Origin of the sequence: Bellilinea caldifistulae, from assembly GCF_001306055.1 — a bacterium.
In the GTDB taxonomy this organism is placed as follows: Bacteria; Chloroflexota; Anaerolineae; order Anaerolineales; family Anaerolineaceae; genus Bellilinea; species Bellilinea caldifistulae.
The window spans coordinates 50,336-72,909 of sequence record NZ_LGHJ01000006.1; the positions used below are offsets into that span (position 1 = coordinate 50,336).

19 protein-coding genes and 1 tRNA gene are annotated in these 22,574 nt (G+C 60.8%); 13 read left to right on the forward strand and 7 right to left on the reverse strand.

What is annotated here, in order from left to right; all coding sequences use genetic code 11:
* Positions 1 to 21: 21 nt before the first annotated feature.
* The 4 genes from AC812_RS01540 to AC812_RS01555 form a co-directional block, all read right to left on the reverse strand.
* Positions 22 to 1,782 (reverse strand): hypothetical protein, encoded by a 1,761-nt coding sequence (locus AC812_RS01540; protein ID WP_061913090.1) that lies wholly within the window; start codon positions 1,780 to 1,782, stop codon positions 22 to 24.
* The gene (locus AC812_RS01545) at positions 1,779 to 2,531 is read right to left on the reverse strand and encodes an ABC transporter ATP-binding protein (protein ID WP_061913091.1); all 753 of its coding nucleotides are present in this window, start codon (positions 2,529 to 2,531) and stop codon (positions 1,779 to 1,781) included. The genes AC812_RS01540 and AC812_RS01545 overlap by 4 nt, the downstream gene beginning before the upstream one ends.
* 18 nt (positions 2,532 to 2,549) lie before the next feature.
* Complete coding sequence (locus AC812_RS01550) at positions 2,550 to 3,341, reverse strand: Yip1 family protein (protein ID WP_061913092.1); 792 nt, start codon at positions 3,339 to 3,341, stop codon at positions 2,550 to 2,552.
* Between the two features lie 145 nt (positions 3,342 to 3,486).
* Complete coding sequence (locus tag AC812_RS01555; RefSeq protein ID WP_062158749.1) at positions 3,487 to 5,880, reverse strand: ArnT family glycosyltransferase; 2,394 nt, start codon at positions 5,878 to 5,880, stop codon at positions 3,487 to 3,489.
* A gap of 91 nt (positions 5,881 to 5,971) precedes the next feature.
* On the opposite strand from AC812_RS01555, the gene pdxS reads away from it, so the two are divergent.
* The 5 genes from pdxS (at position 5,972) to AC812_RS01580 (ending at position 11,860) form a co-directional block, all read left to right on the forward strand.
* Positions 5,972 to 6,859 carry a pyridoxal 5'-phosphate synthase lyase subunit PdxS gene (gene pdxS / locus AC812_RS01560; protein ID WP_061913094.1) on the forward strand — a complete coding sequence of 296 codons (888 nt, stop codon included), beginning with the start codon at positions 5,972 to 5,974 and terminating at the stop codon, positions 6,857 to 6,859.
* A gap of 25 nt (positions 6,860 to 6,884) precedes the next feature.
* Entirely contained in the window at positions 6,885 to 7,463 is a 579-nt protein-coding gene (gene pdxT, locus AC812_RS01565; protein WP_061913095.1) for a pyridoxal 5'-phosphate synthase glutaminase subunit PdxT, read from the forward strand.
* Between the two features lie 29 nt (positions 7,464 to 7,492).
* On the forward strand, positions 7,493 to 8,428 hold the full coding sequence (locus AC812_RS01570; protein ID WP_061913096.1) for a hypothetical protein: 936 nt from the start codon (positions 7,493 to 7,495) through the stop codon (positions 8,426 to 8,428).
* A gap of 8 nt (positions 8,429 to 8,436) precedes the next feature.
* Positions 8,437 to 10,071 (forward strand): R3H domain-containing nucleic acid-binding protein, encoded by a 1,635-nt coding sequence (locus AC812_RS01575; protein ID WP_061913097.1) that lies wholly within the window; start codon positions 8,437 to 8,439, stop codon positions 10,069 to 10,071.
* 217 nt (positions 10,072 to 10,288) lie between these two features.
* Positions 10,289 to 11,860, forward strand: coding sequence for an L-lactate permease (locus tag AC812_RS01580; protein ID WP_061913098.1), 1,572 nt, complete (start codon positions 10,289 to 10,291; stop codon positions 11,858 to 11,860).
* Positions 11,861 to 11,864: 4 nt separating this feature from the next.
* Here the strand turns inward: AC812_RS01580 and AC812_RS18245 are convergent, their stop codons facing one another.
* From AC812_RS18245 to AC812_RS01590, 3 genes are read right to left on the reverse strand one after another with little or no spacing between them, the layout of a single operon-like run.
* Entirely contained in the window at positions 11,865 to 11,990 is a 126-nt protein-coding gene (locus AC812_RS18245; protein ID WP_272897773.1) for a hypothetical protein, read from the reverse strand.
* A complete protein-coding gene (locus AC812_RS01585) occupies positions 11,987 to 12,895 on the reverse strand; it encodes a lysophospholipid acyltransferase family protein (RefSeq protein ID WP_061913099.1) in 909 nt (302 codons plus the stop codon). The genes AC812_RS18245 and AC812_RS01585 overlap by 4 nt, the downstream gene beginning before the upstream one ends.
* On the reverse strand, positions 12,855 to 14,186 hold the full coding sequence (locus tag AC812_RS01590; protein ID WP_062158751.1) for a GTPase: 1,332 nt from the start codon (positions 14,184 to 14,186) through the stop codon (positions 12,855 to 12,857). The genes AC812_RS01585 and AC812_RS01590 overlap by 41 nt, the downstream gene beginning before the upstream one ends.
* Here AC812_RS01590 and AC812_RS01595 point away from each other — a divergent pair.
* The 8 genes from AC812_RS01595 to tmk all read left to right on the forward strand — a co-directional run bounded on the left by AC812_RS01595 (position 14,163) and on the right by tmk (position 22,565).
* Complete coding sequence (locus AC812_RS01595) at positions 14,163 to 15,422, forward strand: MFS transporter (protein WP_061913101.1); 1,260 nt, start codon at positions 14,163 to 14,165, stop codon at positions 15,420 to 15,422. The two genes, AC812_RS01590 and AC812_RS01595, sit on opposite strands and share 24 nt — an antisense overlap.
* 172 nt (positions 15,423 to 15,594) lie before the next feature.
* On the forward strand, positions 15,595 to 16,710 hold the full coding sequence (locus AC812_RS01600) for a WD40/YVTN/BNR-like repeat-containing protein (RefSeq protein WP_061913102.1): 1,116 nt from the start codon (positions 15,595 to 15,597) through the stop codon (positions 16,708 to 16,710).
* A complete protein-coding gene (locus AC812_RS01605) occupies positions 16,707 to 17,003 on the forward strand; it encodes a MoaD/ThiS family protein (protein ID WP_061913103.1) in 297 nt (98 codons plus the stop codon). Before AC812_RS01600 ends, AC812_RS01605 begins: the two co-directional genes overlap by 4 nt.
* Positions 17,004 to 17,060: 57 nt before the next feature.
* Positions 17,061 to 17,133: transfer RNA gene (locus tag AC812_RS01610), tRNA-Phe, on the forward strand.
* Between the two features lie 61 nt (positions 17,134 to 17,194).
* The gene (locus AC812_RS01615; RefSeq protein WP_061913104.1) at positions 17,195 to 18,589 is read left to right on the forward strand and encodes a ubiquitin-like domain-containing protein; all 1,395 of its coding nucleotides are present in this window, start codon (positions 17,195 to 17,197) and stop codon (positions 18,587 to 18,589) included.
* Entirely contained in the window at positions 18,574 to 19,440 is an 867-nt protein-coding gene (gene rsmA, locus AC812_RS01620; RefSeq protein ID WP_061913105.1) for a 16S rRNA (adenine(1518)-N(6)/adenine(1519)-N(6))-dimethyltransferase RsmA, read from the forward strand. The genes AC812_RS01615 and rsmA overlap by 16 nt, the downstream gene beginning before the upstream one ends.
* A gap of 522 nt (positions 19,441 to 19,962) precedes the next feature.
* A complete protein-coding gene (locus AC812_RS01625) occupies positions 19,963 to 21,639 on the forward strand; it encodes a cytochrome D1 domain-containing protein (protein ID WP_419714816.1) in 1,677 nt (558 codons plus the stop codon).
* A gap of 290 nt (positions 21,640 to 21,929) precedes the next feature.
* Positions 21,930 to 22,565, forward strand: a complete 636-nt coding sequence (gene tmk / locus AC812_RS01630) for a dTMP kinase (protein ID WP_114676072.1) — start codon at positions 21,930 to 21,932, stop codon at positions 22,563 to 22,565.
* The last annotated feature ends 9 nt before the right edge of the window (positions 22,566 to 22,574 follow it).

Here is a 22,574-nt window from a genome sequence, read left to right on the forward strand (position 1 = left end):
ACAGCGCCCAATTGCTCAACCTCATCCTTTGGGGCGCGGCAGGGGTTCAACCGGCACCGGAATTGGCTCACCCGGCGGGATTCCTTCTCCGGGCATGGGTTCGCCCGGCATCGGGAAAGAGGGCACCGGAGTCGGTTCGGCGCTGTCCAGTCCGATCAGCCCGCGCAGGAAGCGCAGCACCTTCTGCCAGAATGTTTCTTCGGCGGGGGGCGGCGGTTCGGGCGGGAAGCCGTCGGTCGGAAATTCCGGCGTTGGCATTTCCATCACTTCTACCGTCAGGGTTTGAGTGATGGTGCGCGGCTGGTTGAAGTCGTCGGTGTAGTTGATGCTGATTTCAATGTCCAGCGGGCCGGGCTGGAAGGGCATGATGTTGGCGTCCAGGGTGAAGTAGCCGCCCGGTTCCAGCGAGCCCACCAGCGTCACATTGTTGGTAATGTCGGCATTGGGGCTGGTGACGCGCATATTCCCCAGCACGGCGGTCTTGCGTCCCAGATTGGTCACCTGCAGGGGCAGCATGGACATTTGATTGGTGTAGAAAATGCCCGGGTCGCGGTAAAAGCCGACTTCCACCTGCGGTAACTGGTAGATCAACAGGGTGATGACCTGATCGTTGACCTGCCGCATGCCTTTTTCGTCATCGTAGATGAACGAAAGTTTGAAGGGGTAAGCCCCCGGGTTGGCGGTCACATTGACGATCAATTTTTGGGTTGCGCTGATCGTTTCGCCAACCGGCACATCTCCCAAAAAGATCAGGTTGGATGCCCCCAGCGGCGCAAAGGTCGAAAGTTCGCTGGTGCCCGGCACCGGGGTGCCTTGATCGTTGACCCCCGCCCCGCCGCCCAGCACCATCGTAACCGAGCGGGCATTGGCCGTTCCCAAATTGCGAATATCCAGCTTCAATTCGAAGATGGCGCCGGGCTGAAGCGGATCTACATCGGTTTGATAGGCGGTTACCACCAGCTGCGGCCGGCTGATCAGCGTGGGGGTTGCTGTCGGACGGGCCGGCCCGCCGGACGAGGGTTTCTTCAAGTTGATGGTAATCGTCAAAGCCTCGGTGAAGGATTCGCTGCCATCCAGGTTGGTGTAGGTCAGGTTGACAGTGAGTGTGGCTACACTCTGGCCGCTCAGTGCCGGGTTGGCAATCAACGGCTGGAAGACGTTGACTTTTTCGGCGGGATCCACCTCGTTCAAGGCGCGTACACCGCCGGTATCCACCGGCAGAAAGTCGCTACCGGTGAAGGTGATCAGTACATTGCGGGCAAAGTCCTGCCCGCGGTTGACCAGCGTCAGGCGCAGTTCAAATTCCTGGCCGGGGGTGATCTCCGAATCACCGCTCACGCCGTAGGAATCCAGCACCAGCAGCGGGCGGCCGGCGGCGGTTGGCTGGGGACGGCGGGCGGTGGTGGTTAACCCGATTCTCCCCACCTCGTTACTTCCATCCAGAAAGCGCACTGTGGTCACGTCCATGTTGCCATCACTGGCGCTGGCGGGTATGGCCACCGAAACAATCGCGGTGGTGCTTTCGGCGGGGTCGAGGGAGGCGTCGGTGAGGTTGACCGAGGCTGGCCAGCCGTTGAGCGAATCGGGATCCGCCGCCGTCAGGTTCAACGGGCTGCTGCCGGTGTTGGTCAGGGTGAGCGTGTAAACCACCACCGCACCGGGCATGCCGCTTTTGGCGGAATTGTCGGCGGTGACCGTCAAAACCGGCGTTTGAGCGGCGGCCGGCAGGGTCATGCCAATGAGCAAGATCAAGAGACAGAGGATGAATGGAATCTTCTTCATTTTGTCGGTTCGCTTTCTTCGGGTGCGGTTTGAAATGCAAAGGAGGCAGCGGCTTGAAATTCGGCTTCGCTGACCACCTTGCCATCCAGCAAATAGACCGAGTGGGTGGCAAAGGTGTGAATGCGCGGGTCGTGGGTAACCACAATCACCGTTTTGCCGCTGCGGTGCAGCTCGGAAAGCAGCTGCATGATTCCGAATCCGCTGGCAGTATCGAGATTGCCGGTCGGCTCGTCGGCGAGGATGATATCCGGCGAGTTGGCCAGGGCGCGGGCGATGGCCACCCGCTGCTGCTGCCCGCCGGAAAGCTCGGTGGGTTTGTGGTGAACGCGGTTCTCCAGCCCAACCTGACGCAGCAGTTCCAGGGCGCGCTTGCGGCGCTTGCTGGTTGGCACACCCGCAAAACGCAGCGGGAAGGCCACATTTTCCAGTGCGTTCATCGTCTGGACGAGGTTAAACGATTGAAAGATAAAGCCGATTTTCTTGCGGCGGTAGACCGCCAGTTCGTTTTCGTCCATTTTGTCGAGGGCAACCCCATCCATGATGATTTGCCCGGAGGTGGGACGGTCCAGCCCGCCCAGCAGGTAGAGCAGGGTGCTCTTGCCCGACCCGGACGGTCCCATGATCACCGTAAAGGTGTTGCGGGGAATATCCAGACTGACCCCCGCAAGGGCGTGCACTTTCTGCTTTCCCATCAGGTAGGTTTTGCGCAGATCGCGGATTTGGATGTAGGCGCTGTTGGCTTGCGTCATGACAACCCAATGAAATGATTAGAAGAACATGCGAGTCGGGTTCAACCCGCTCAATCGGCTGGCGATGTAACCGGGCAGGGCCTGCAATGCCAGCAGTAAAATTACCGAAAGGATGACAGCCGCCCAGGTTTTGCCCTTGCCCAGTCCGGTCAGGGGCGCCGCGCCGATCAGCAGCAGGACGATCATCCACAGGGTGTACAGATCCACATGAGCCAGCATGGGACGCAGAAAGGCAGCAAAGCCCACCGCTTCGGGCGGCAAAAAGCCGGAAAGACCGGGTGCCTGAATCACCTGTTGGGTGGTCAGCATGTAGACCGCCTGCACGATAAAGCGCAGGGCAAACGGCATGCTCGCCCACGCGGCGAGGTTGAGCGCGGCGGTGTTGCTGCCGCGGCTGCCGACCATGGTCAGCGCCAGATGCAGGATGCTGCCCAGCAAAAACCAGCCGATCCAGATGCCGGCCAGTGCGCCCAACGCCGGCAGGCCGTAGATCACCATGGGACTGGCGCGGTTCTGCTGGCTTTGAAAGTACTGTTCCTGCTGTTCGGGCGGCCAGTATTGAAAATCGGGCGGCAGTTCGCCGCTCGGCTGGGCGGCGGCGGCGCGGGCCGGTCCGCCGGCCAGCGAAACGATCAATGCCAGCACGCTCAACACCAGCAAGGGTGCCAGCCAGACGCCCTTTTCCTCACGGCTGATGGCCTGCATGGTGCGGCCGGGACGGAAAAAGACCGGCAGCAGCCATTCAAAATGCAGCCGACGCGGGCGGGGTTCTTCGATGATCTCACTATCGTTCATTTCGGTTTCTGCCATGGGTTACCTCGATTCGGAAAAATTGCATCACCATACGAAACCCGATTGCTCAGGCTTATTATAAGACCGATGAGGCTGGAAAAAAGTTCCCGATTCTGTTGTTGAATCTAACATAAATGGGGTGGTCAGGACAAGGTGGTACCCCTCACCGAATCGGCTTGGGGCGGGCATCGCGCGGTGACTGCACCACCACCTGACTGAGGTCAAATTTGCCCAGAATGGCGCGCACCTGCGCCGGGTCAAAACGCTCGCTCTTGACGAAAATCCACACCGGCGGGTGGTCATAAACACTGAAAGCCTCTTCTGCAGCAAAGAAGTTGAAGTTGAACAGCGGCAAGCGCGGCGGCGCTCCCCACCTCACCTGACCGCCGACATCCGAAATATACAGGTTGCCGATGCGCCACGGGGCTTGAAAATCGGCCGCCAGATCGAAGCCCAGCCGCCCATCGAACAGCGCCCGGTAATACTCGATGGTCATCGGGTAGGTGAGTTGCAAGCGGGCAACACTCCAAATGCCACGCTGGCTGGGCAGGATGATGTAGTCCACCTCCGCCAGACGCTCGTAGAACATCTGGCGTTTGTTTTCATCATCGTACCAGCGCACTTCCATCGTCACACCGCGGTAAAAATCGCCGAACGGGTCGTAGGTGGCACGCGGCACGGGCAGCCCCTCGTCCCACGACTCGTTGGCCAGCGTCAGGCGGTAGATTTTGATGGGCTCAGGGGAATCATTGCGCAGGGTGAGGGTATACACCTGCCCGGCTTGCAGTTCGCCTCCCGGCAGGCCGGCCTGCACGCTTTTGCCGCGCGCCTGCCCCCCCGCCGGCGGTACCGCAAGACCGGTCTCGGCCAACAGGTCAAGGCTGCTGCCCTCGCGGTAGAGGGCCAGACTCAACCGCGCCGGCTGATCGGCGGGGTTGTACAGGCGCGGCAGGGTCACCCCGCGCAGTGTCCCGCTCTCGCGGGCGGTAAAGGTCAGGGTAAACGACTCGCCGGGCGGAATGCTCAGCCCGTCCGGCACGGAAACCGGCTGAAAACGGCTGCCCTGCGGGGTTCCCAGTTCCAGATGCACCGGTGCGGGGATGTTTTGAAAGATCCACTCGGTGGCTTGCAGGCGGGTGTGCGGCTGGCGGTAAACCGCGCTGACGAAAGCATCCGCCCAGATCAGCGTCCCGCCCAGCACCAGCCCGAAGAAAGCGGCTGCCGCTATGCGCCGCAGGGGCAGGCCGGTTTGGGCGCGCCTGCCGGCCGTCTGCCAGACCGTCCACAGCAGGAAAGCCGCCAGCAAAGCCAGGAAGGGGTAAATCGGCAAAAAATAGCGGATGGACTTGACCCAGCGGGTGCCCATAAAAAGGAAATAACCGCCCACCCACACCAGTGGGATGAGATGGGCGCGGTAGAGCAACCCTTTGCGCAGCACCTGCCAGGCCGCCAGCCCAAAACCCAGCCACGCCGTCAGACCAAAGGGCAGCCCCATGCCCCACACCACCATGTTCATCAGCGGGAAGAGAATCGCCGGCCGGGCAGCCCATTGTTCGCCGGGCGGGCCGCCGCCGATTCCGCTGGATTCCATCTGGGCAACCTGCATGCTGTCCACCCAGTCGGGATTGAGGTGCAGGGTGAAAAACGTGGTGTCGCCCTGCGGGGCGCGGAAGGACATCGGCTGGGTGATGCGGAAAGCCAGCAGCGCGGTGAAGGCGGAAAGCACCAGCAGCAGGGCTGTGCCACCGAAAATGCGGCTTAAGTCGCTCTTGAAGCGCAGTTTGAGATCGGCAATCGCCAGAAATGCCGCCACTGCCACCATGCCGGTCAACGGCAGCAGGTTAACCTTGCAAGCCAGCGCCATGCCAGCGGCTGCCCCAAACAACCCAAACCAGCCAAACGCCGACGGAACAAGGCGGTAGCCGCTTTCGGGCTTTTGGCGGGCCAGCGGCGGCTGCCCGGCAATCCGCACCGCGGCGTAGAGCGCCAGCATGGTGAAGAAAGTGCCGAAATTGTCCACCGTCATAAAGTGGGATTGCTGAATCTGCATCACCGCCAGCGCCGAAAGCGCCGCGCCGATCAGGGCGATGCGGTGATTGTAAAGCCGCCGCCCGATCAGGTAGAGCAGACCAACCGCCAGCGCGTCCGCCAATGCCGAAAGCCGCCGCCCCAGCAGGCGCAGCTCGCTGTAACCGGTGTTGCCGGTTGCTTCCGCTGCGGCGCGAATCAGGATCATTGGCAGCTGTCCCCAGCGCATCCGGTTATCCGGGCCGTTTTGCAGCAGGCTGCCATCCGGGTTGTATTTGTTGTAGGGGCTGATCGGCGAGATGCGCGTGTTGAAATATTCGCTCAGGCTGGTGGGCATGCGTAGCACGCTCAGCGTGTTGGTCAGGCCGTACTCGTCCGGGTGCAGTTGGGCATCCTGATTCCAGTTAACCCACGCAAAGCGGTAAACCAGACCCACCGCAATCAGCACAATCAGCAGCACATCCAACCCTTTGGAAAGGAAGCTCTCGCGACTGCGGGAAGAAGAGGACAGAGCGGGGTTTAACATCATGGAAAACTGGGGTTAATTATACATCGTTGCAGGGCATCGGCGGGCGTGGTAGAATCTCGATAGAAAACCGTAAGGATTAACAGGAGGTCGAATGGATCAGGAAAAGGGCACGTTCAAGGTCAAAAAAGGCCTTGCCCAGATGCTGAAAGGCGGTGTGATTATGGATGTGGTCACACCGGAGCACGCGCGCATTGCCGAAGACGCCGGCGCGGTGGCCGTCATGGCGCTGGAGCGGGTTCCGGCGGACATTCGTGCGCAAGGGGGGGTTGCCCGAATGAGCGATCCGGAACTGATCCTCAAGATCATGGATGCCGTCACCATTCCGGTGATGGCCAAGGTGCGCATCGGTCATTTCGTCGAGGCGCAAATTTTGGAAGCGCTCGGCGTGGATTACATTGACGAGTCCGAGGTGCTGACCCCGGCCGATGAGGAGCATCACATCTACAAGCACAATTTCACCGTGCCGTTCGTGTGCGGGGCACGCAACCTCGGTGAAGCGCTCCGCCGCATTGGTGAAGGAGCCGCCATGATCCGCACCAAAGGCGAAGCCGGCACCGGGGATGTGGTTGAGGCCGTTCGCCATGCCCGGGCGGTGATGGGCGAAATCCGCCGCCTGCAAAACCTGCCGGATGAGGAAGTGATGGCGTTTGCCAAACAAATCGGCGCGCCTTATGAGCTGGTGCTGGAAACCCGCCAGCTGGGCCGCCTGCCGGTGGTCAACTTTGCGGCCGGCGGGATTGCCACCCCGGCCGATGCCGCCCTGATGATGCAACTGGGCATGGACGGGGTGTTCGTCGGCTCCGGGATTTTCAAATCGGGCGATCCGGCCCGCCGGGCGGCGGCGATTGTCAAGGCCGTCACCCACTACAACGAACCGAAGATTCTGGCCGAAATCAGCCGTAATCTGGGAGAACCAATGGTCGGGCGGCAAATTTCCGCCATCCCCGAACATGAACTGATCGCCGGGCGCGGTTGGTAAGGCTTTTTTCTTCACAACGGTGGCTATGAAGATCGGAGTACTGGCTTTACAGGGTGCTTTTATCGAGCATCAAACCGTACTGGAAAAACTGGGTGTGGAAAGCGTGCAGGTGCGTCTGCCCGAACACCTCGACGGCCTCGACGGTCTGATCATCCCCGGCGGGGAATCCACCACCATCAGCAAACTGGCGATTGCCTTTGGGCTGATGCAGCCGCTGCGTGAATTTGCCGGGGAGCACGCCGTTTGGGGTACCTGCGCGGGGGCAATCTTCCTTTCCCGCGAAGTCGGCCGTGATCAACCCGTGCTGGGGTTGATGGACATCACCGTGCGGCGCAACGCGTTTGGGCGGCAGGTCGATTCCTTTGAAACCCTGCTGGATGTACCGGCGCTGGCCAGGGTGGATGCGATTAACCCGCCCTTCCCGGCGGTGTTCATCCGCGCGCCGTTGATCGAGAAGGCCAACGGCAGCGCCGAGGTGCTGGCGGCATTGCCGGACGGCGGGATTGTTGCCGTGCAGCAGGGGCGCTGGCTGGCAACCTCCTTCCACCCCGAATTGAGCGATGATGACCGCTTTCACCGCTATTTTTTGGAGTTGGCAAGATAGAGATTCGACTGTTTGCCTGGCATGACCTGTTGAACCTGTTCCGCTACCGCGATCAGGCGCAATGTCTGGATACGACTCTGGCGCTGACGCGCGGCAGCCCGGTTGGCGCGTGGGCGGTGCTCGATCATCTGCGGCTGGATAAGGGCAGCACCACCTGCGTGTTGAGTGCTACCGGTGGCAGTCCAGCGCTGATTGGGCAGGTGCGTTATGAAAGCAGCCACACCGCCCGGCTTTCCTTCGTTCTCCCCGCTCAGGCTGCCCTGCCGGAACGGCTGACCGCCTTGCTGGAAGGTCTCGTCCATCAGGCCGGGGCGCACGGCAGTCAGGTTGTGCTGGCCGAGGTTGAAGAACACAGCCCGTTGTTCGAGGCATTGCGCCGGGCCGGGTTTAGCGTGTTCACCTGGCAGCGCATCTGGCGAGTCCTTTCCCTGCCGCCCGGTGAAAGCAATGCCAGTTGGGAATTTGCCAGCGAGCTGGATCATCTGGCGGTGCGCAATCTGGTGCAAACCCTCATCCCGCCGCTGGTTCAAAGCGCCGAAGCCTTTCCGCACTCGCTGAGTGAGTCATGGGTGCTTTTTCAACAGCAGGAAATCCTCGGCTACGCTGCCCCGGTTTTCGGCCCGCGCGGGATTGTCGTTCAGCCAATCCTCCACCCCGCGGTGGAAGATGTGGCGGCGGCTTTGCGCGGTTTGATTACCGCCATGCCGTTTGTGCTCGGCCGCCCGGTATATGTGGTGGTGCGCGCCTATCAATCCTACCTCGAAAACGGGCTGGAAAAACTGGGCGCGGAAAGCGGCGAACGGCAGGCCGTGCTGGTCAAGCACCTGACCAGTTTACAGCGCAAGGCCATCTTTGTCACCCGCAACGGCAGCCTGGAAAAGCACCAGCCGGCATTGGTTGAACAAATCGGTGGTGAAACTTCCCTGCCGCTGGTACAATATGACTTAAGAGAAAGATTGAATTAGTTGTTGATATGACGCAAAGAAGAATAACCGACGATTTACATGCATTACTGGATGTCCTGCCGCCTCACATCCGTCAGGCGGTTGTCAAGGCAAACGACAGCGATAACCTGCTGGAAATTGTGATGGATTTGGGCCGCGTGCCGCTGGCGCGGTTTGTGCAGGGCGAGGTGGTTCTCGATCAAAACGAAATCACCCGCGAGGACATTGACCACGTGGTCAACAAAATTGGCGAATTTGACGCCGATAACCGCGCTGGTTTGGAGCGCACTCTGCACCGCATTTCAGCCATCCGCAACCGGCATGGCCACATTGTGGGCCTGACCTGCCGGGTTGGACGGGCGGTTTACGGCACGATTGACATCATTCAGGATTTGCTCGAATCGGGTAAGTCCATTTTGCTGCTCGGCCGTCCCGGCATTGGTAAAACCACCATGCTGCGCGAATCGGCGCGTATTCTGGCGGAAAAACACCGCGTAATCATCGTGGATACCTCCAACGAGATTGGCGGGGATGGCGATGTGCCGCACCCGGCGGTTGGACGCGCTCGCCGCATGCAGGTGGCCCAGCCTTCCTTGCAGCATGAGGTGATGATCGAGGCGGTCGAAAACCACAATCCCGAAGTGATCATCATTGACGAGATTGGGCGCGAGCTGGAAGCGCTGGCTGCCCGCACGATTGCCGAACGCGGTGTGCAGCTGGTGGCAACGGCTCATGGCCGTACCCTTGAAAACCTGCTGCTCAACCCGACCCTGTCCGACCTGATCGGCGGGATCGAATCGGTGACGCTTTCGGATGAAGAAGCCCGCCGGCGCGGTACTCAGAAAACCGTGCTGGAGCGCCGCTCGCCGCCTACTTTCGATGTGCTGATCGAGATTCAGGAACGCGACCGCATGCACGTTCATAAGGATGTGGCTGCAGCGGTGGATTCGCTGGTGCGCGGCTACCCGCTGCCTCCCGAAATCCGCTACCGCGATGAAAACGGTGAAATTCACATCGAAACGCCACCTGTGCAGGCTGCCCCGCGTCCGTTGCCGCAAACCAGCCGGCGTGCCTACGCCAACGGCAGCGATACCCAGCCTTTTAACCGCAAAAGCGGGCGTTCAACCCCGCCTGCCGGCCAGATGGTGAACGAAGAAATGCTGCTGCCTTCCGAGATGAACGCCCAGCCTTCGGCTCCGCTGCAGACCATCCGCATTTACCCCTACGGCGTGGCCCGCAATCGGCTGGCGCAGGCTGCCAAACGGCTGGGTGTGCCGGCGCTGGTGGTGCAGAATCTGGACGAAGCAGACGTGTTGATGACCCTGCGTACCTACTACCGCTCGCGTCAGCAGCCGGTGGTCGAGGCGGAAGAACGGCGAATGCCAATATATGTGCTGCGCGCCAATACCATCAACCAGATGGAACAGTCGCTGGGGGAACTGTATAACCTGAGCATGGATAGCAACTCTGCCGAGTGGGAAATCATTGCTGCCCAAACACAGGTGGCCATCCAAAATGTGCTGAACGGTCAACGGTTTGTGGATTTGCCCCCCGCACCGGCCAGCATCCGGCGGATGCAGCATGAGATGGCGCGCGCCCAGCAGCTGGTCTCACATTCCTACGGCAAAGAACCACACCGCCGCGTGCGCATCTTCCGCGATTGAGGCGGGTAGAAAACCGCCCCTCCCGCAAGGCCCCCACCTGCACTGCGCTCGACATGACGTGAACAAGGCCATGTCATTGTGGGCCGCCGTCAGGCGGCGTGGCAATCCTCCACTACGCCGATGGGGAGGCAGGGCGGGGAAACAATTTTCTCTACCCTAAAATCCCCGAATTTTGAACGCTCATCCCGCCAAGGTGCTATAATCGGCTGCGTTACCCATGGAACTGAACCTGTTCACCTGGACCCTGGCGCTGCTGCCGGTGCTGGTCGTCTTGATTCTGATGCTGGGCTTCAAGTGGGGTGGCAGTCGTGCTGGTGCAGCCGGCTGGGTTACCGCCGTACTGGTTGCCTGGATCTTCTTTGCCGCCGGCCCGCGTTTGATTGCCTACACCCAGGCCAAAGCAGTCCTGCTCAGTCTGGATGTGTTGTACATCATCTGGACGGCGCTGCTGCTCTACCACACCGCCGATGAAGCCGGCGCTGTGCGGATGATTGGCGTCAGTCTGCCGCGCCTGACCGCCGACCGCACCATGCAAGGACTGTTGATCGGCTGGCTGTTCGCCTCGTTTTTACAGGGTATGGGCGGTTTCGGTGTGCCGGTGGCCGTGGCGGCACCGCTGCTGGTTGGACTGGGTTTCAACCCGGTTCAGGCGGTGGTGATGGCGTGTATCGGCCACGGCTGGGCGGTCAATTACGGCTCGCTGGCAACCTCCTTCCAAACCCTGATGGCGGTTACCGGCCTGCCCGGCGAACTGCTGGCGCCCGATTCGGCCTGGCTGCTGGGACTTTCGGCGTATGCCTGCGGGGCGATTGTGGCACTGGTGGCTGGCGGCTGGCGCGGCCTGCTGCGCAGCCTGCCGGCGGTGATCGTCCTGGGGAGTGTGATGGCGCTCAGCCAGTACGGACTGGCGGTCAACGGGCTGTGGAATCTGGGCGCTACCGGCAGCGCCATGCTGGGACTGCTGGTCGGAATGGGTTTATGCCGCCTGCCCCTCTACCGCGGCAACCCGCAATCCACGCCGGCAGCCGATTTCGCTCACCTGAACGGCGGGGACGGGAAACCCCGTTCGCTGAAAATTTCGCTCTCGGCTTACGCCATTCTGGTGGTGCTGACTTTTGCGATCAACCTCATCCAGCCGCTCAACGCCTTCCTCGACCAGATTCAACTGAACCTCAACTTTCCGGAATTGCGCACTGGCCTGGGATGGGTCACTCCCGCCGGGCCGGGACGCTCCATCAGCCTGTTTGGACATACCGGCTCCATTCTCCTGTATGCCTCGCTGATTTCCTACTTCATCTACCGGCGGGCGGGTTATTACCGGCCGGGTGCAGCCGCCAGAATTGGCGAAAAGACCGTGAAGGGAGCGGTCAATTCCAGCTTGGGTATTCTGGCAATGGTGGGCATGGCGGTGATCATGTCACATGCTGGCATGACCAACCTGCTGGCGCTGGGCATGAGCCGCAGTTTTGGCGCTGCCGCCTACCCGCTGATTGCGCCGTTCATTGGGGGGTTGGGAGCCTTCATCACCGGCAGCAACAACAATTCCAATGTGTTGTTTGCCGTGCTGCAAATGCGCACTGCCGAACTCCTCGCACTGCCCGTGCCGTTAATACTGGGTGCCCAGACAGCCGGTGGCTCACTGGGCAGCATCATGGCCCCGGCCAAGGTGATTGTCGGTTGCAGCACGGTCGGTTTGAGCGACCGCGAAGGGGAAGTGATGGCGGCTGTCATCCGCTACGGCTTGATCCCGATTGCTCTGGTAGCGCTGGCGGCCTGGCTGGCTGTGTGACCCGTCAAACCAGGTACACAATATCCGACCCGCCGGTTGGGTATGCCCATGGAATTGCCCGGATGTCTTCGGAGGTCAATCCGCCCGCCATGGCGGCGATACCGTCGCGTCCCTCTGACGCGGACTTCACACCTGCACTTCCGGCCAGACCGGGTAGAACATGGCCCACTGACGCGGATAAGCGCGGATGATCTTCTCGGCTTCGGCCAGCACCGCTTCGGTATTGAGCAGCAGTTCGCTGTCGCGGTCGGGGTGTGGCTGAGGCCAGATGGGTGGACTGCACACCAGCCGGTAAAAGTGAGGGCGCGGGCTGACGCAGGCCACCACGTACATCGGCACGCCGCATTGCAGCGCCAGATGCACATAGGCAACCGGCAGAGGCGCCGGCCGTCCAAAGAAGCGCGGTCGCAGGCGGGCATCCGCCAGGGGGCGGTCGAGACCGGTCAGCACCACCCCGCCGCTGCGCAGGCGTTGTTTGGCTTTTTGGGTCGCTTCGATGCCCATCGGGGTAACCTCGATGCCGACTTCGGTGCGGATGCGGTTTTGCAGCTGATAACCGGAGGGCGGGCGCGGAAAGGAAAGCACCTGAAAGTTCAACCCGCGCAGGGCCAGCGAGCGCCCTGCCAGGTCAAAATTGCTGGTGTGAGGGGTGAGGAAAAGCGCCGGGTGCTGCCCGCTTTTGACCTGCTCGAACAGCCCGGCAAAGGATGGGTCAAAATCCGTGCGGCGCAGAACTTCCTGCGGACGGTCAAGGTTGTGGTAGAAGTCATATAACCCGTGGGTGTGCTGGTGTAATACCTCATACACGGCGCGCCGCAACTCTTTTTCGCTGAGACCGCCGCCGGAAATGACCCACTGATTGGCACGCAAGGCGCGCACCAGTGGACTGTGGCGCCGGGCGGCGGTGATGGCTGCGCCGAAATCGGCAATCCGATACCCCAGCCACGGCGGGGTGTGTTTGCTAATAGCCAGCGCCAGCCAGACGCCAAAGCGGCTATTCGTCAGGGTTTGCAGATTGATCCTGGAGGTGGTCATCGAGCAGGCTGCGATCTTCTCCGAGTGGAGATTGATTGAGAACTTGTTGAATGCGCTGCTGCAGGCTGGTTTTGGTGGGCTGCCGCCTGCCCAGTCCACGCAGGGATTCGAGCAACATGGCGGTCAGCGATTGGGTCAGGTTTTGCAGTGCGGCGGCAGAAAGCTTCTCGCCGCGTTCGAACCAGATCACGGCGGCATAGCCCATGACCACCGTCACCGCCGAGGCAATTGCCGCGGCCAGCAGCCACCCCGGCAAACCGCCCAGCTTGCTCAATTCGCCAAACAGAGTGCGCCCCAGCAATCCCAGCCCAAAGGTGGCGGCCAGTTCGCGGGCGCGTTCCAGCGTGATGCGGTAATTATAAATGCGGGCAATCCCCAGCACCATCACCGATTGGGTGACAATCAGCGGGGCAAAATCAATCATCGGCAGCGGGGTCAGCGCAATCACCGCAGCCACCGAGGCAGCGCTGACAATCGAGCGCCACGCCAGCTGCCAGCGGTAGTGCGGCAAGCCCTGCCCCAGCGCGGCGGTGATCTCCGGCTGCAGGGCAGCGATGGCCGCCAGAATTTGCGGCAGACCTTCGCCGTTCTTCGCCACCAGCGGCAGTACCTGGGCGCTTTCCAGGCCAAGGTTTTGGGCAGCGCGGGCAATCACCGCTGCTGATTGGCGGCGCACCAGATCCATCTTGTTCAAAACGACCACGTAAGGCTTGTTCAGGGCTTTCAAGCGCTGGTACAAATCCAGCTCGGTTTGTTTGATGCCCTGAATGGCATCGAAGACGATGATCAGCACATCGGCCTCAGCCGCGGCCAGTAAAGCCTCTTCCCGTTCGCGTTCGCCCACCTGCCCGACTGCATCCGCACCGGGGGTGTCCAGGATGGTGAATAGACCCGTATCGGCTTCCTGATTGGTGCGGGTCGTGCCGGGCAGTGGGCCAACCTCGGCACGGTCGCTTTTTTGCTGGACAAACTGGTTATACAGAGTGGATTTGCCAACATTGGCCGGCCCAACGATGGCAATCCGACTTTTGTGCCCAAAGGCGGTGCGGAACTGATGGGCTGACAGGCGCATCAGCACGCGCAACAGATTGGCATCCGGCGGCAGACCGCCAAGCAGGGCTTGCAGGGTGCTGCGGTCGGTCGGCGAAAGCGACTCCCACACGATGCGGAAGACTTCGCGGGTTTCAGGGGGTAGTTTGCGTAAGAGGTCTTGAAGGGTGGGCATCTTAAGTGGGTTAAATGGTATCACAAAGGCGAAAAATGGGGTATGATGAAGCCGTTTGAAATTCATTGGAAGGTCAAGGCGTTGCAATCACACTCTCGTTGGATGGTTTTAGGGCTGTGCTGCCTGTTTTTCTTTTCGCTGGGCGTCACAGTTGCTTCTTTTGGGCCGTTGCTGCCGGAACTTTCGGTCTTGAATCAGGTGGATTTAAGCCGGATGGGGCAGATTTTCACTTTTTACTTTTTGGGCTCGTTGATTTCCCAGATTCTCAGCGGGCCGTTCAGTGACCGCTTTGGCGAAAAGCCGCTGATGCTGGCCGCAACCCTGCTGCTGATGGTCAGCGTGGCAACGCTGCCGTTTAGCCACACTTTTTCCCTTAGTTTGCTGCTGTTCAGCCTGACCGGCCTGGGCGGCGGGGCAATTGTACTGGCCACCAATGTGCTGATCGCGCGCGTGTACGCTGACCGTTCGGTCTCGGCGCTCAATTTGCTCAACCTGTTTTTTGGGGTGGGGGCATTTCTCAGTCCGGCGCTGGTTGGGTTGATTGCCGGACAAACCGGCAACGGACGGCAAATCCTGTGGCTGGTGAGCGCTTTGCTGGCTTTGCAGGTGGTTCTGTTTGGCTGGCTGCGCATTCCGCCTCCCGCCCGTACGCCGCAGGCAAATGCCGGAACGGGCATGCGTTTTTTGCTGCGCAGCCGTTTGGTCTGGCTGCTGGCTTTCTTGCTGATGCTGTATGTCGGCGTAGAAAACGGCTTTGGCGGCTGGATTACGGTGTACATGCAGCGCACCGCTAACCTGCCGTATGAGCAGGCTGCCCTTTCGGCATCGGCATTCTGGCTGGCGTTGACCGCCGGACGGCTGGTGACGGTCGGCTTGGGGATGCGTTTGAGTGCTATGCGCATCCTTGCCCTCAGTCTGGGCGGAGCGCTGGCCGGCAGCCTGCTGATGGTGTTGGGCAGGGGCAACCTGCCGCTCAGCACCGCCGGCATCCTGCTGACCGGTTTTAGTTTTGCCTCCATCTTCCCCTCGACGGTCTCGCTGAGCAGTGCTTTCTTCCCGGAACAGGCCGGGCGGGCGATGAGTATCATCAACGGGATGGCCAGTATCGGCGCCATGGTGCTGCCGTGGCTGCAGGGAGTGCTGCTCAATACCATTTCGCCGACCGCCAGTACCCTGCTGACGCTGGGTGGGGTGGCAGGCATGGTGCTTTTACTGGCGGCCGTCCGCCCGCTGACCCGTTCCACAGCGCCTTCGTCTCTGCCGGAAGCGGCAGGTGGTTTTTCGGATGTGTTGCCCCGTTGAGCATGCTGCCCAGACCGTTTGAAACAGCCGAACAAATTGACCGCTGGCTGAATTCCGCAAAACCCCTTGACTAGAACAGATTTTCTGATAAAATAGGATATAATCAGTCAACAATTGTAAGGTCGTATCAACCGCCGCTGGCTGACGGGCTTACTTCAAAAGGAGATCCAAAATGAGCAGTGTCCGCGTACTGGTTGGCACCCGGAAGGGAGCCTTTATTCTATCGTCCGACGGCAAACGGCAAAACTGGCAGGTGGACGGGCCACACTTTGGCGGGTGGGAAATCTTCCATCTCAAAGGCTCGGCGGTTGATCCCAATCGAATTTATGCCTCACAGGCAAGTGAGTGGTTCGGACAGGTCATGCACCGCTCGGATGATGGCGGCAAAACCTGGCAGACGGTTGGTAATCAGTTTCAATACCGCGGCGAGGTCGGCAGCCACCAGTGGTTTGATGGAAGCATCAAGCCGTGGACCTTTCGCCGCGTCTGGCATCTGGAACCTTCTCCGCTGGACGCCGATACGGTCTTTGCCGGGGTGGAAGATGCCGCTCTGTTCCGCTCGACGGACGGCGGGCAAACGTGGGAAGAATTGAACGGGCTGCGCCAGCACGGCACAAGCGCCGACTGGCATCCCGGAGCGGGCGGTCTGTGTTTGCACACCATTCTGCTCGACCCGCAAAACCCGCGGCGGATGTTCGTTGCCATTTCGGCAGCCGGCGCTTTCCGCAGTGATGATGGCGGTGAAAGTTGGTTGCCCATCAACCGCGGGTTGAAATCGGATTACATTCCCGACCCAGAGGCGGAATTTGGTCATTGCGTTCACCGGATTGCCCTGCACCCCGCCCGTCCGCAGGTTTTGTTCATGCAGAAACACTGGGATGTGATGCGCAGTGATGATGCCGGAGAACACTGGTACGAAATCAGCGGTAACTTACCCAGCGATTTTGGTTTTGTGGTGGCGGTTCATGCGCACGAGCCGGATACCCTCTACGTTTTACCCATCAAAAGCGACTCGGAACACTACCCGCCCGAAGGAAAATTGCGGGTGTACCGCAGCCGAACGGGTGGAAACGAGTGGGAGGCGCTCACCCACGGTTTACCCCAGCAAAATTGCTACGTCAACGTCCTGAGAGACGCCATGGCGGTGGATGAACTCGATCCGGGCGGGGTGTACTTTGGCACCACCGGCGGGCAGGTGTATGTTTCAGCGGATGGCGGGGATCACTGGCAGTCCATCGTCCACGATTTACCGGCCGTGCTTTCGGTTGAGGTGCAAACCCTGCCATGATACGCGTCATCCTGCCGGCTCATTTACGGCGTCTGGCAAACCTCAGTGGCGAAGTCCACCTGGATCTCTCGCCGCCGGTCACGCCGCGCCGGATTGTGGATGAGATCGAACGGCTTTACCCGGCTCTGCGCGGCACAATCCGCGATGCGCACACCCGGCAACGCCGCCCCTACCTGCGTTTTTTTGCCTGCCGGGAAGATGTCTCTTTTGCCGACCCTGACCAGCCGGTAGCCCCGCCGGTAGCAACCGGAGAAGAGCCGTTCATTATTTTAGGCGCCATTGCCGGCGGTTAGGCAGCCAGTTTTTTTCTTGACATTACACCTTACCAGCGGTACAATTTGACCGCAATCGCCGAGATAGCTCAGTTGGTAGAGCACGCGACTGAAAATTGCGGTGTCGCCAGTTCGATTCTGGCTCTCGGCACACCCCCCGCTCCCTGCGCGGGGGTTTTTTCTTCCCGCAAAACTCTGTTAGAATCAGAGGAATGAACCACCTTACCAAACGATGGACTCTGGCAGCCGGTTTGTGCGTGCTGATTGGCAGTGTTCTGCTTTTCTTCGGCTTGCAGCGGCCGGTTACGCTGGTGGTAGATGGTCAACCTTATAGCCTATTCAGCCGTGCCTTTTCGGTGCGTGCTGTGCTGGCTGAGAGCGGTCTCCCCATCCATGAAGCCGACCGGATTACTCCCCCCTTGAACGCCGCGCTCGGCTGGGAAGCGGCCGTCCGGGTGGACCACGCCCGGCCGGTGCAGATTTTGGACACGGCATCCGGCAAAACTTTTTCTTTGACAACCGCCGAACGCATCCCGGCCAACCTGCTGGCGCAGGCCGGTCTGCGCTTGTTCCCGGCCGACCGGCTGGAATGGAACGGTGCGCCCTTCGACCCGGCTTCTCCCTTGCCGGATGCCCCTGCCTACCTGCTGGTTTACCGCCCGGCAACCCGTGTGGAAGTCATCCTCGACGGTCAACGCCTGCAACTGATTTCGGCACAGCCCACGTTGCTGGGTGCGCTGAACGAAGCCGGTATTCTTCTGCGGGCGGCTGACCAGCTCTCGCTGCCGGTTGACACCCCGCTCACCGGCAAGCCGCTGAGCCTGACCATTGAACCGGCCCGCACTGTGCAAATCATCGCCGACGGCAAAACCCACCTCTACCCGGTCAACGCCGAAACCGTCGGCGAGGCGCTGGCGCAAGCCGATATACCCCTGCAGAATCAGGATTACAGCATCCCCGCCGAAGACCAGCCCATCCCACCCGACCGGATCATCCGCGTGGTGCGGGTGCGTGAGGAAGTACTGCTGGAACAGAAACCGATCCCCTTCAAGTCCACCTACCAACCCGACCCCAACACCGAACTGGATCAGCGTTCGGTGGTCAGAGCCGGGGAACTGGGGGTGGAAGTTTCGCGGGTGCGCGTGCGCTACGAGGATGGTATCGAGATCAGCCGCCAGAGTGAGGCGAGCTGGGTTGCCAAACAACCGGTGGATCAGGTGCTGGGTTACGGCACGCAGGTGGTGGTGCGCACGCTGGAAACGCCGGAAGGAACGATTGAGTACTGGCGCAAAGTGACCGCGTTTGCCACCTCATACCACCCCTGCGGATTCAAGGCCGGCTGTTCCTACACGACCGCCAGCGGGGCAACCCTGCAAAAAGGGATTGTGGCCGTCACCCGGGCGTGGTACTCGTGGATGCGCGGTCAGCGGGTCTACATTCCCGGCTACGGTTCGGCGGTGGTAGCCGATACCGGCGGCGGCTACCCTGACGGGCGCAACTGGATTGATTTGGGCTACTCGGACGCCGATTACGTCCCGTGGGCCAGTTATGTCGAAGTCTATTTCCTCACCCCGGTACCGGCCAATATCCCATGGATCCTGCCCTGAATCCCGTCCCGGTGGATGTGCCGCGGCTGCTGCGCGCCCATGGCCTGACCCCCCGCAAGGGGCTGGGGCAAAATTTTCTGGTGGACAGCAGCGCCCTGCGTAAACTGATCGAAGCCGCCGAAATCCCGCCGGATGCCGAGGTGCTGGAAATTGGGGCGGGGGTTGGCAGCCTGACGGTATGGCTGGCGGCGGCGGCGCGCCGTGTGGTGGCGGTGGAGGTGGACAGCAACCTGATTCCGCTGCTGCGCCAATCGCTCGGCGGGTTCGAGAATGTGACGCTGGTGGAGGGGGACATCCTGGAGGTGCGTCTTTCGGACTGGATACGGGAGGAGGGCTATCTGGTGGTTGCCAACATCCCCTATTACATCACCTCGGCGATCATCCGTCACCTGCTGGAAAACCGTCCACGCCCGGCCCGCATGGTGCTGACCATGCAGCGTGAGGTTGCCGAGCGGATTTGCGCCGCGCCGGGGGAATTGAGCCTGCTGGCGCTTTCGGTGCAGGTCTACGGGCAGCCGCGCCCGGTGCTGCGTATTCCTGCCGGGGCGTTCTACCCGCCGCCGCAGGTCGATTCGGTTTCGCTGCGGGTGGATCTGTATCCCCGGCCGCTCATCCCGCCTGATCAGCTGAATGATTTCTTCCGCCTGGCAAAAGCCGGATTTGCCCAAAAACGCAAAACTCTGCGCAACAGTCTTTCGGCCGGGCTGGCCATCCCGCCGGCGCAGGCAGCAGCCCTGCTGGAAGCAGCCGGGATTGACCCGCAGCGCCGTGCTGAAACGCTCGGCATCCCGGAATGGGAACGGTTGAGCCGGGTTTGGGCGCAGCAGCGCGCCAGCGCGGAAAGCAAATAATTCGGAAGCGACCACGGCGGCGGTAAAGTTTGCGCCAGCGCAAAGAACTTCACCATTCGCTGACCGATAATGGAATCACCCCGCCCTGTTGAATGGCGGGAGATTTCCCTGTTTCCCCAAAGGAGGTGAACCGTGAAACGCCATCTGCTTTTTGTGTGGGCAGGTTTGGTCATGCTGCTGGCACTCCTGGCGGCCTGTACATCTGCCCCAACCACCCCACCGCCCCTACCCACCCAGCCGGAAGCCACCCGCGCCGAAGAAGCGCCGGCCGAGCTGGATGCCGCCGCTCTGCTGCAAAAAGGCGGCTGCGGGGCGTGCCACGTCATCCCCGGCGTGCCGGGCGCAGTCGGGGTGATTGGCCCCGACCTTTCTCAAATCGGGCTGACGGCTGCCGAGCGCATTCAAGATGCTGCTTACACCGGTACTGCCAAAACCGCCCTCGATTATCTGCACGAGTCCATTGTTAACCCGGATGTCTTTCTGGCGCCGGACTGCAACGGCGCTCCCTGCCAGAAAGGACTGATGACCGCCGCACTGGCGGCCCAGTTCAATGAAGCCGAGCTGAACGCCATTGTTTCTTATCTGGCCGGCCTGAAAGGCGAAACCCCGCCGACTGGCGGCGTGGAGGCCACCCCCGCCGTTGAATTGGGCGAAGCCCCCGTCTTGACCACCGAAGAATTTGAGCAGGCCCGCCAGATCTTCTTCGACCGCTGCGCCGGATGCCACGGGGTGCTGCGCAATGGCGCCACCGGCCCGGCGTTGACCCCCGACAAGACCCTGCCCAAAGGTACCCTGGCCCTGGCTTCGATCATCTTCAACGGCACGCCGCGGGGTATGCCGGACTGGGGCAAGCAGGGTGTGTTGACTGCCGAACAAGCCGAATTGATGGCGAAGTACATCCAGAACGAGCCGCCTGCTCCGCCGGAAATGTCCATGGAGCAGATGCGTGGCTTCTGGAAGGTGCTGGTTGCCCCCGAAGACCGCCCGACCGAGCCTCAGCACACCCGCAATTGGGAGAATTTCTTTGCCGTCACCCTGCGTGATGCCGGTCAGGTGGCAGTGATTGATGGGGATACCTACGAAGTGGTGGCCACTGTCAACACCGGTTACGCCGTCCACATTTCGCGCATGTCGGCCACCGGACGGTATGTATACACCATCGGGCGCGACGGTAAAACCGCGCTGATTGACCTGTGGATGGACCCCCCGGCTGTGGTTGCCGAGGTTAAAACCTGCTACGACGCCCGCTCGGTGGAGGTGAGCAAGTACAACGGTCCGGAAGGCGACTTCACCGACCGCTACGCTATCGTCGGCTGTTACTGGCCGCCCCATTTTGTGATTGTGGACGGGTTGACCCTGGAACCGCTTAAAGTCGTCAGCACGCGCAGTTACACCTATGACACGCAGGAATATCACCCCGAGCCGCGGGTTGCCAGTATTGTCGCTTCGCATTTCAGCCCCAAGTGGGTGGTCAATGTCAAGGAGACCGGTCAAATCTGGCTGGTGGACTACACCGATGTGCAGAACCCGGCGATTAAGATGCTCAACGCCGAGCGCTTCCTCCACGATGGTGGATGGGATGCCAGCGGCCGCTATTTCCTTGTGGCAGCCAACAATGCCAATAAGATTGTGGTGCTGGATGTGCAGGAAGAGAAAGTTGCCGCAATTGTGGAGACCGAGAAGATACCCCACCCCGGGCGCGGAGCCAACTGGATTGACCCGGTTTTTGGACCGGTATGGAGCACCTCGCATCTGGGTGAAGGCGCGCTGGTTGCCATCGGTACCGATCCGGTCAATCACCCCGAATACGCCTGGAAAGTGGTGCGCACCATTCCGCTGCCCGGAGCCGGTTCGCTGTTCCTCAAAACTCATCCCAACAGTGATTGGATCTGGGTGGACCACACCCTCAACCCGGATGAGGAAATTCAGCGGACGGTATGTGTGATTGCCAAAGCCAACCCGGTCGAGCCGTATAAATGCTGGCAGGTAGCCGATTACGGGCGGGCGGTTCACTTTGAGTACAACATGGAGGGAAATCAGGTGTGGGTGAGCGTGTGGGGGCGCGCCGATGATCCCGGTCGGACGGGTGAAATTGTCGTCTATGACGATAAGACCCTTGAAGAAATTGCCCGCATTCCCAATCTGGTCACTCCAACCGGTAAGTTCAATGTTTACAATACGGTGAAGGACATTTATTAAGGTCGGTTTTGGCCTGCGGGTCAACGGCTGGTTGGATGCGTCTGCCTCCCCCGAACCGATGTGCGGCTTTGGGGGAGGTTTCTTTCTGTTGTCTGGTTGATGAGATTGACTGTCGCGTGGCGGTTTCCCGTAAAGCAGTTAACCATGCGGTGGGGGGAGATGCGCGGCTGCCTTGCACCCAACGAAAGCCAATTCGAAACGGCTGTACAGCCGGTTGATTCAGCCAGCCGGACGAAATTGGAGTACAATTCAACCCAAACCCCTGAACAAAGAAAGGGACGCTGCTGGGCTTGTTCATTACGTTTGAAGGACCGGAAGGCTCCGGTAAGACCACCCAAATCCACCCGCTGGCCGACTACCTGCGCACTGAGGGCTGGGATGTGCTCACCCTGCGCGAACCGGGCGGCACGCCGATCAGCGAACAGGTACGGGCTATTTTAATGAACCTCGCCAACACCGCCATGCACCCGCGCACCGAGATTCTGCTCTTTCTGGCTGCCCGCGCCCAACTGGTGGAGGAAGTCATCCGTCCGGCGCTGGCACAGGGCAAAATTGTGCTGTGCGACCGTTACGCCGACTCGACCCTCGCTTATCAGGGTTACGGCCATGGGACCGATCTGGATACCCTGCGTCGGTTGCTCCACTTTGCCACCGGCGGCCTGCAGCCCGACCTGACATTTTTGCTGGATGTGGACCCGTTAATCGGTTTGCACCGCAAACGCAAAGAAGGTGAATGGAACCGGCTGGATGCCTGCGGTGAGCAATTCCACCAGCGCGTTCGCGATGGTTACCGTCTGCTGGCTCAGGCTGAACCTCAGCGCTGGATCATCGTGGATGCCGCACAACCGCCGGATGCGGTACAATCGGTCTTGCGCCAGCACGTTCTGTCACGTTTGCGGACGCAAACCGCCCCAAACTCTGGATGAGAAAGGTTA

Excerpts from the sequence above, each read along its gene's own strand:
- AC812_RS01540 (WP_061913090.1), bottom strand. The coding sequence starts at position 1,782 with ATGAAGAAGATTCCATTCATCCTCTGTCTCTTGATCTTGCTCATTGGC.
- AC812_RS01545 (WP_061913091.1), bottom strand. The coding sequence starts at position 2,531 with ATGACGCAAGCCAACAGCGCCTACATCCAAATCCGCGATCTGCGCAAA.
- AC812_RS01550 (WP_061913092.1), bottom strand. The coding sequence starts at position 3,341 with ATGGCAGAAACCGAAATGAACGATAGTGAGATCATCGAAGAACCCCGC.
- AC812_RS01555 (WP_062158749.1), bottom strand. The coding sequence starts at position 5,880 with ATGATGTTAAACCCCGCTCTGTCCTCTTCTTCCCGCAGTCGCGAGAGC.
- pdxS (WP_061913094.1), top strand. The coding sequence starts at position 5,972 with ATGGATCAGGAAAAGGGCACGTTCAAGGTCAAAAAAGGCCTTGCCCAG.
- pdxT (WP_061913095.1), top strand. The coding sequence starts at position 6,885 with ATGAAGATCGGAGTACTGGCTTTACAGGGTGCTTTTATCGAGCATCAA.
- AC812_RS01575 (WP_061913097.1), top strand. The coding sequence starts at position 8,437 with ATGACGCAAAGAAGAATAACCGACGATTTACATGCATTACTGGATGTC.
- AC812_RS01580 (WP_061913098.1), top strand. The coding sequence starts at position 10,289 with ATGGAACTGAACCTGTTCACCTGGACCCTGGCGCTGCTGCCGGTGCTG.
- AC812_RS01585 (WP_061913099.1), bottom strand. The coding sequence starts at position 12,895 with ATGACCACCTCCAGGATCAATCTGCAAACCCTGACGAATAGCCGCTTT.
- AC812_RS01595 (WP_061913101.1), top strand. The coding sequence starts at position 14,163 with ATGATGAAGCCGTTTGAAATTCATTGGAAGGTCAAGGCGTTGCAATCA.
- AC812_RS01590 (WP_062158751.1), bottom strand. The coding sequence starts at position 14,186 with ATGAATTTCAAACGGCTTCATCATACCCCATTTTTCGCCTTTGTGATA.
- AC812_RS01600 (WP_061913102.1), top strand. The coding sequence starts at position 15,595 with ATGAGCAGTGTCCGCGTACTGGTTGGCACCCGGAAGGGAGCCTTTATT.
- AC812_RS01605 (WP_061913103.1), top strand. The coding sequence starts at position 16,707 with ATGATACGCGTCATCCTGCCGGCTCATTTACGGCGTCTGGCAAACCTC.
- AC812_RS01615 (WP_061913104.1), top strand. The coding sequence starts at position 17,195 with ATGAACCACCTTACCAAACGATGGACTCTGGCAGCCGGTTTGTGCGTG.
- rsmA (WP_061913105.1), top strand. The coding sequence starts at position 18,574 with ATGGATCCTGCCCTGAATCCCGTCCCGGTGGATGTGCCGCGGCTGCTG.
- AC812_RS01625 (WP_419714816.1), top strand. The coding sequence starts at position 19,963 with ATGACCGCCGCACTGGCGGCCCAGTTCAATGAAGCCGAGCTGAACGCC.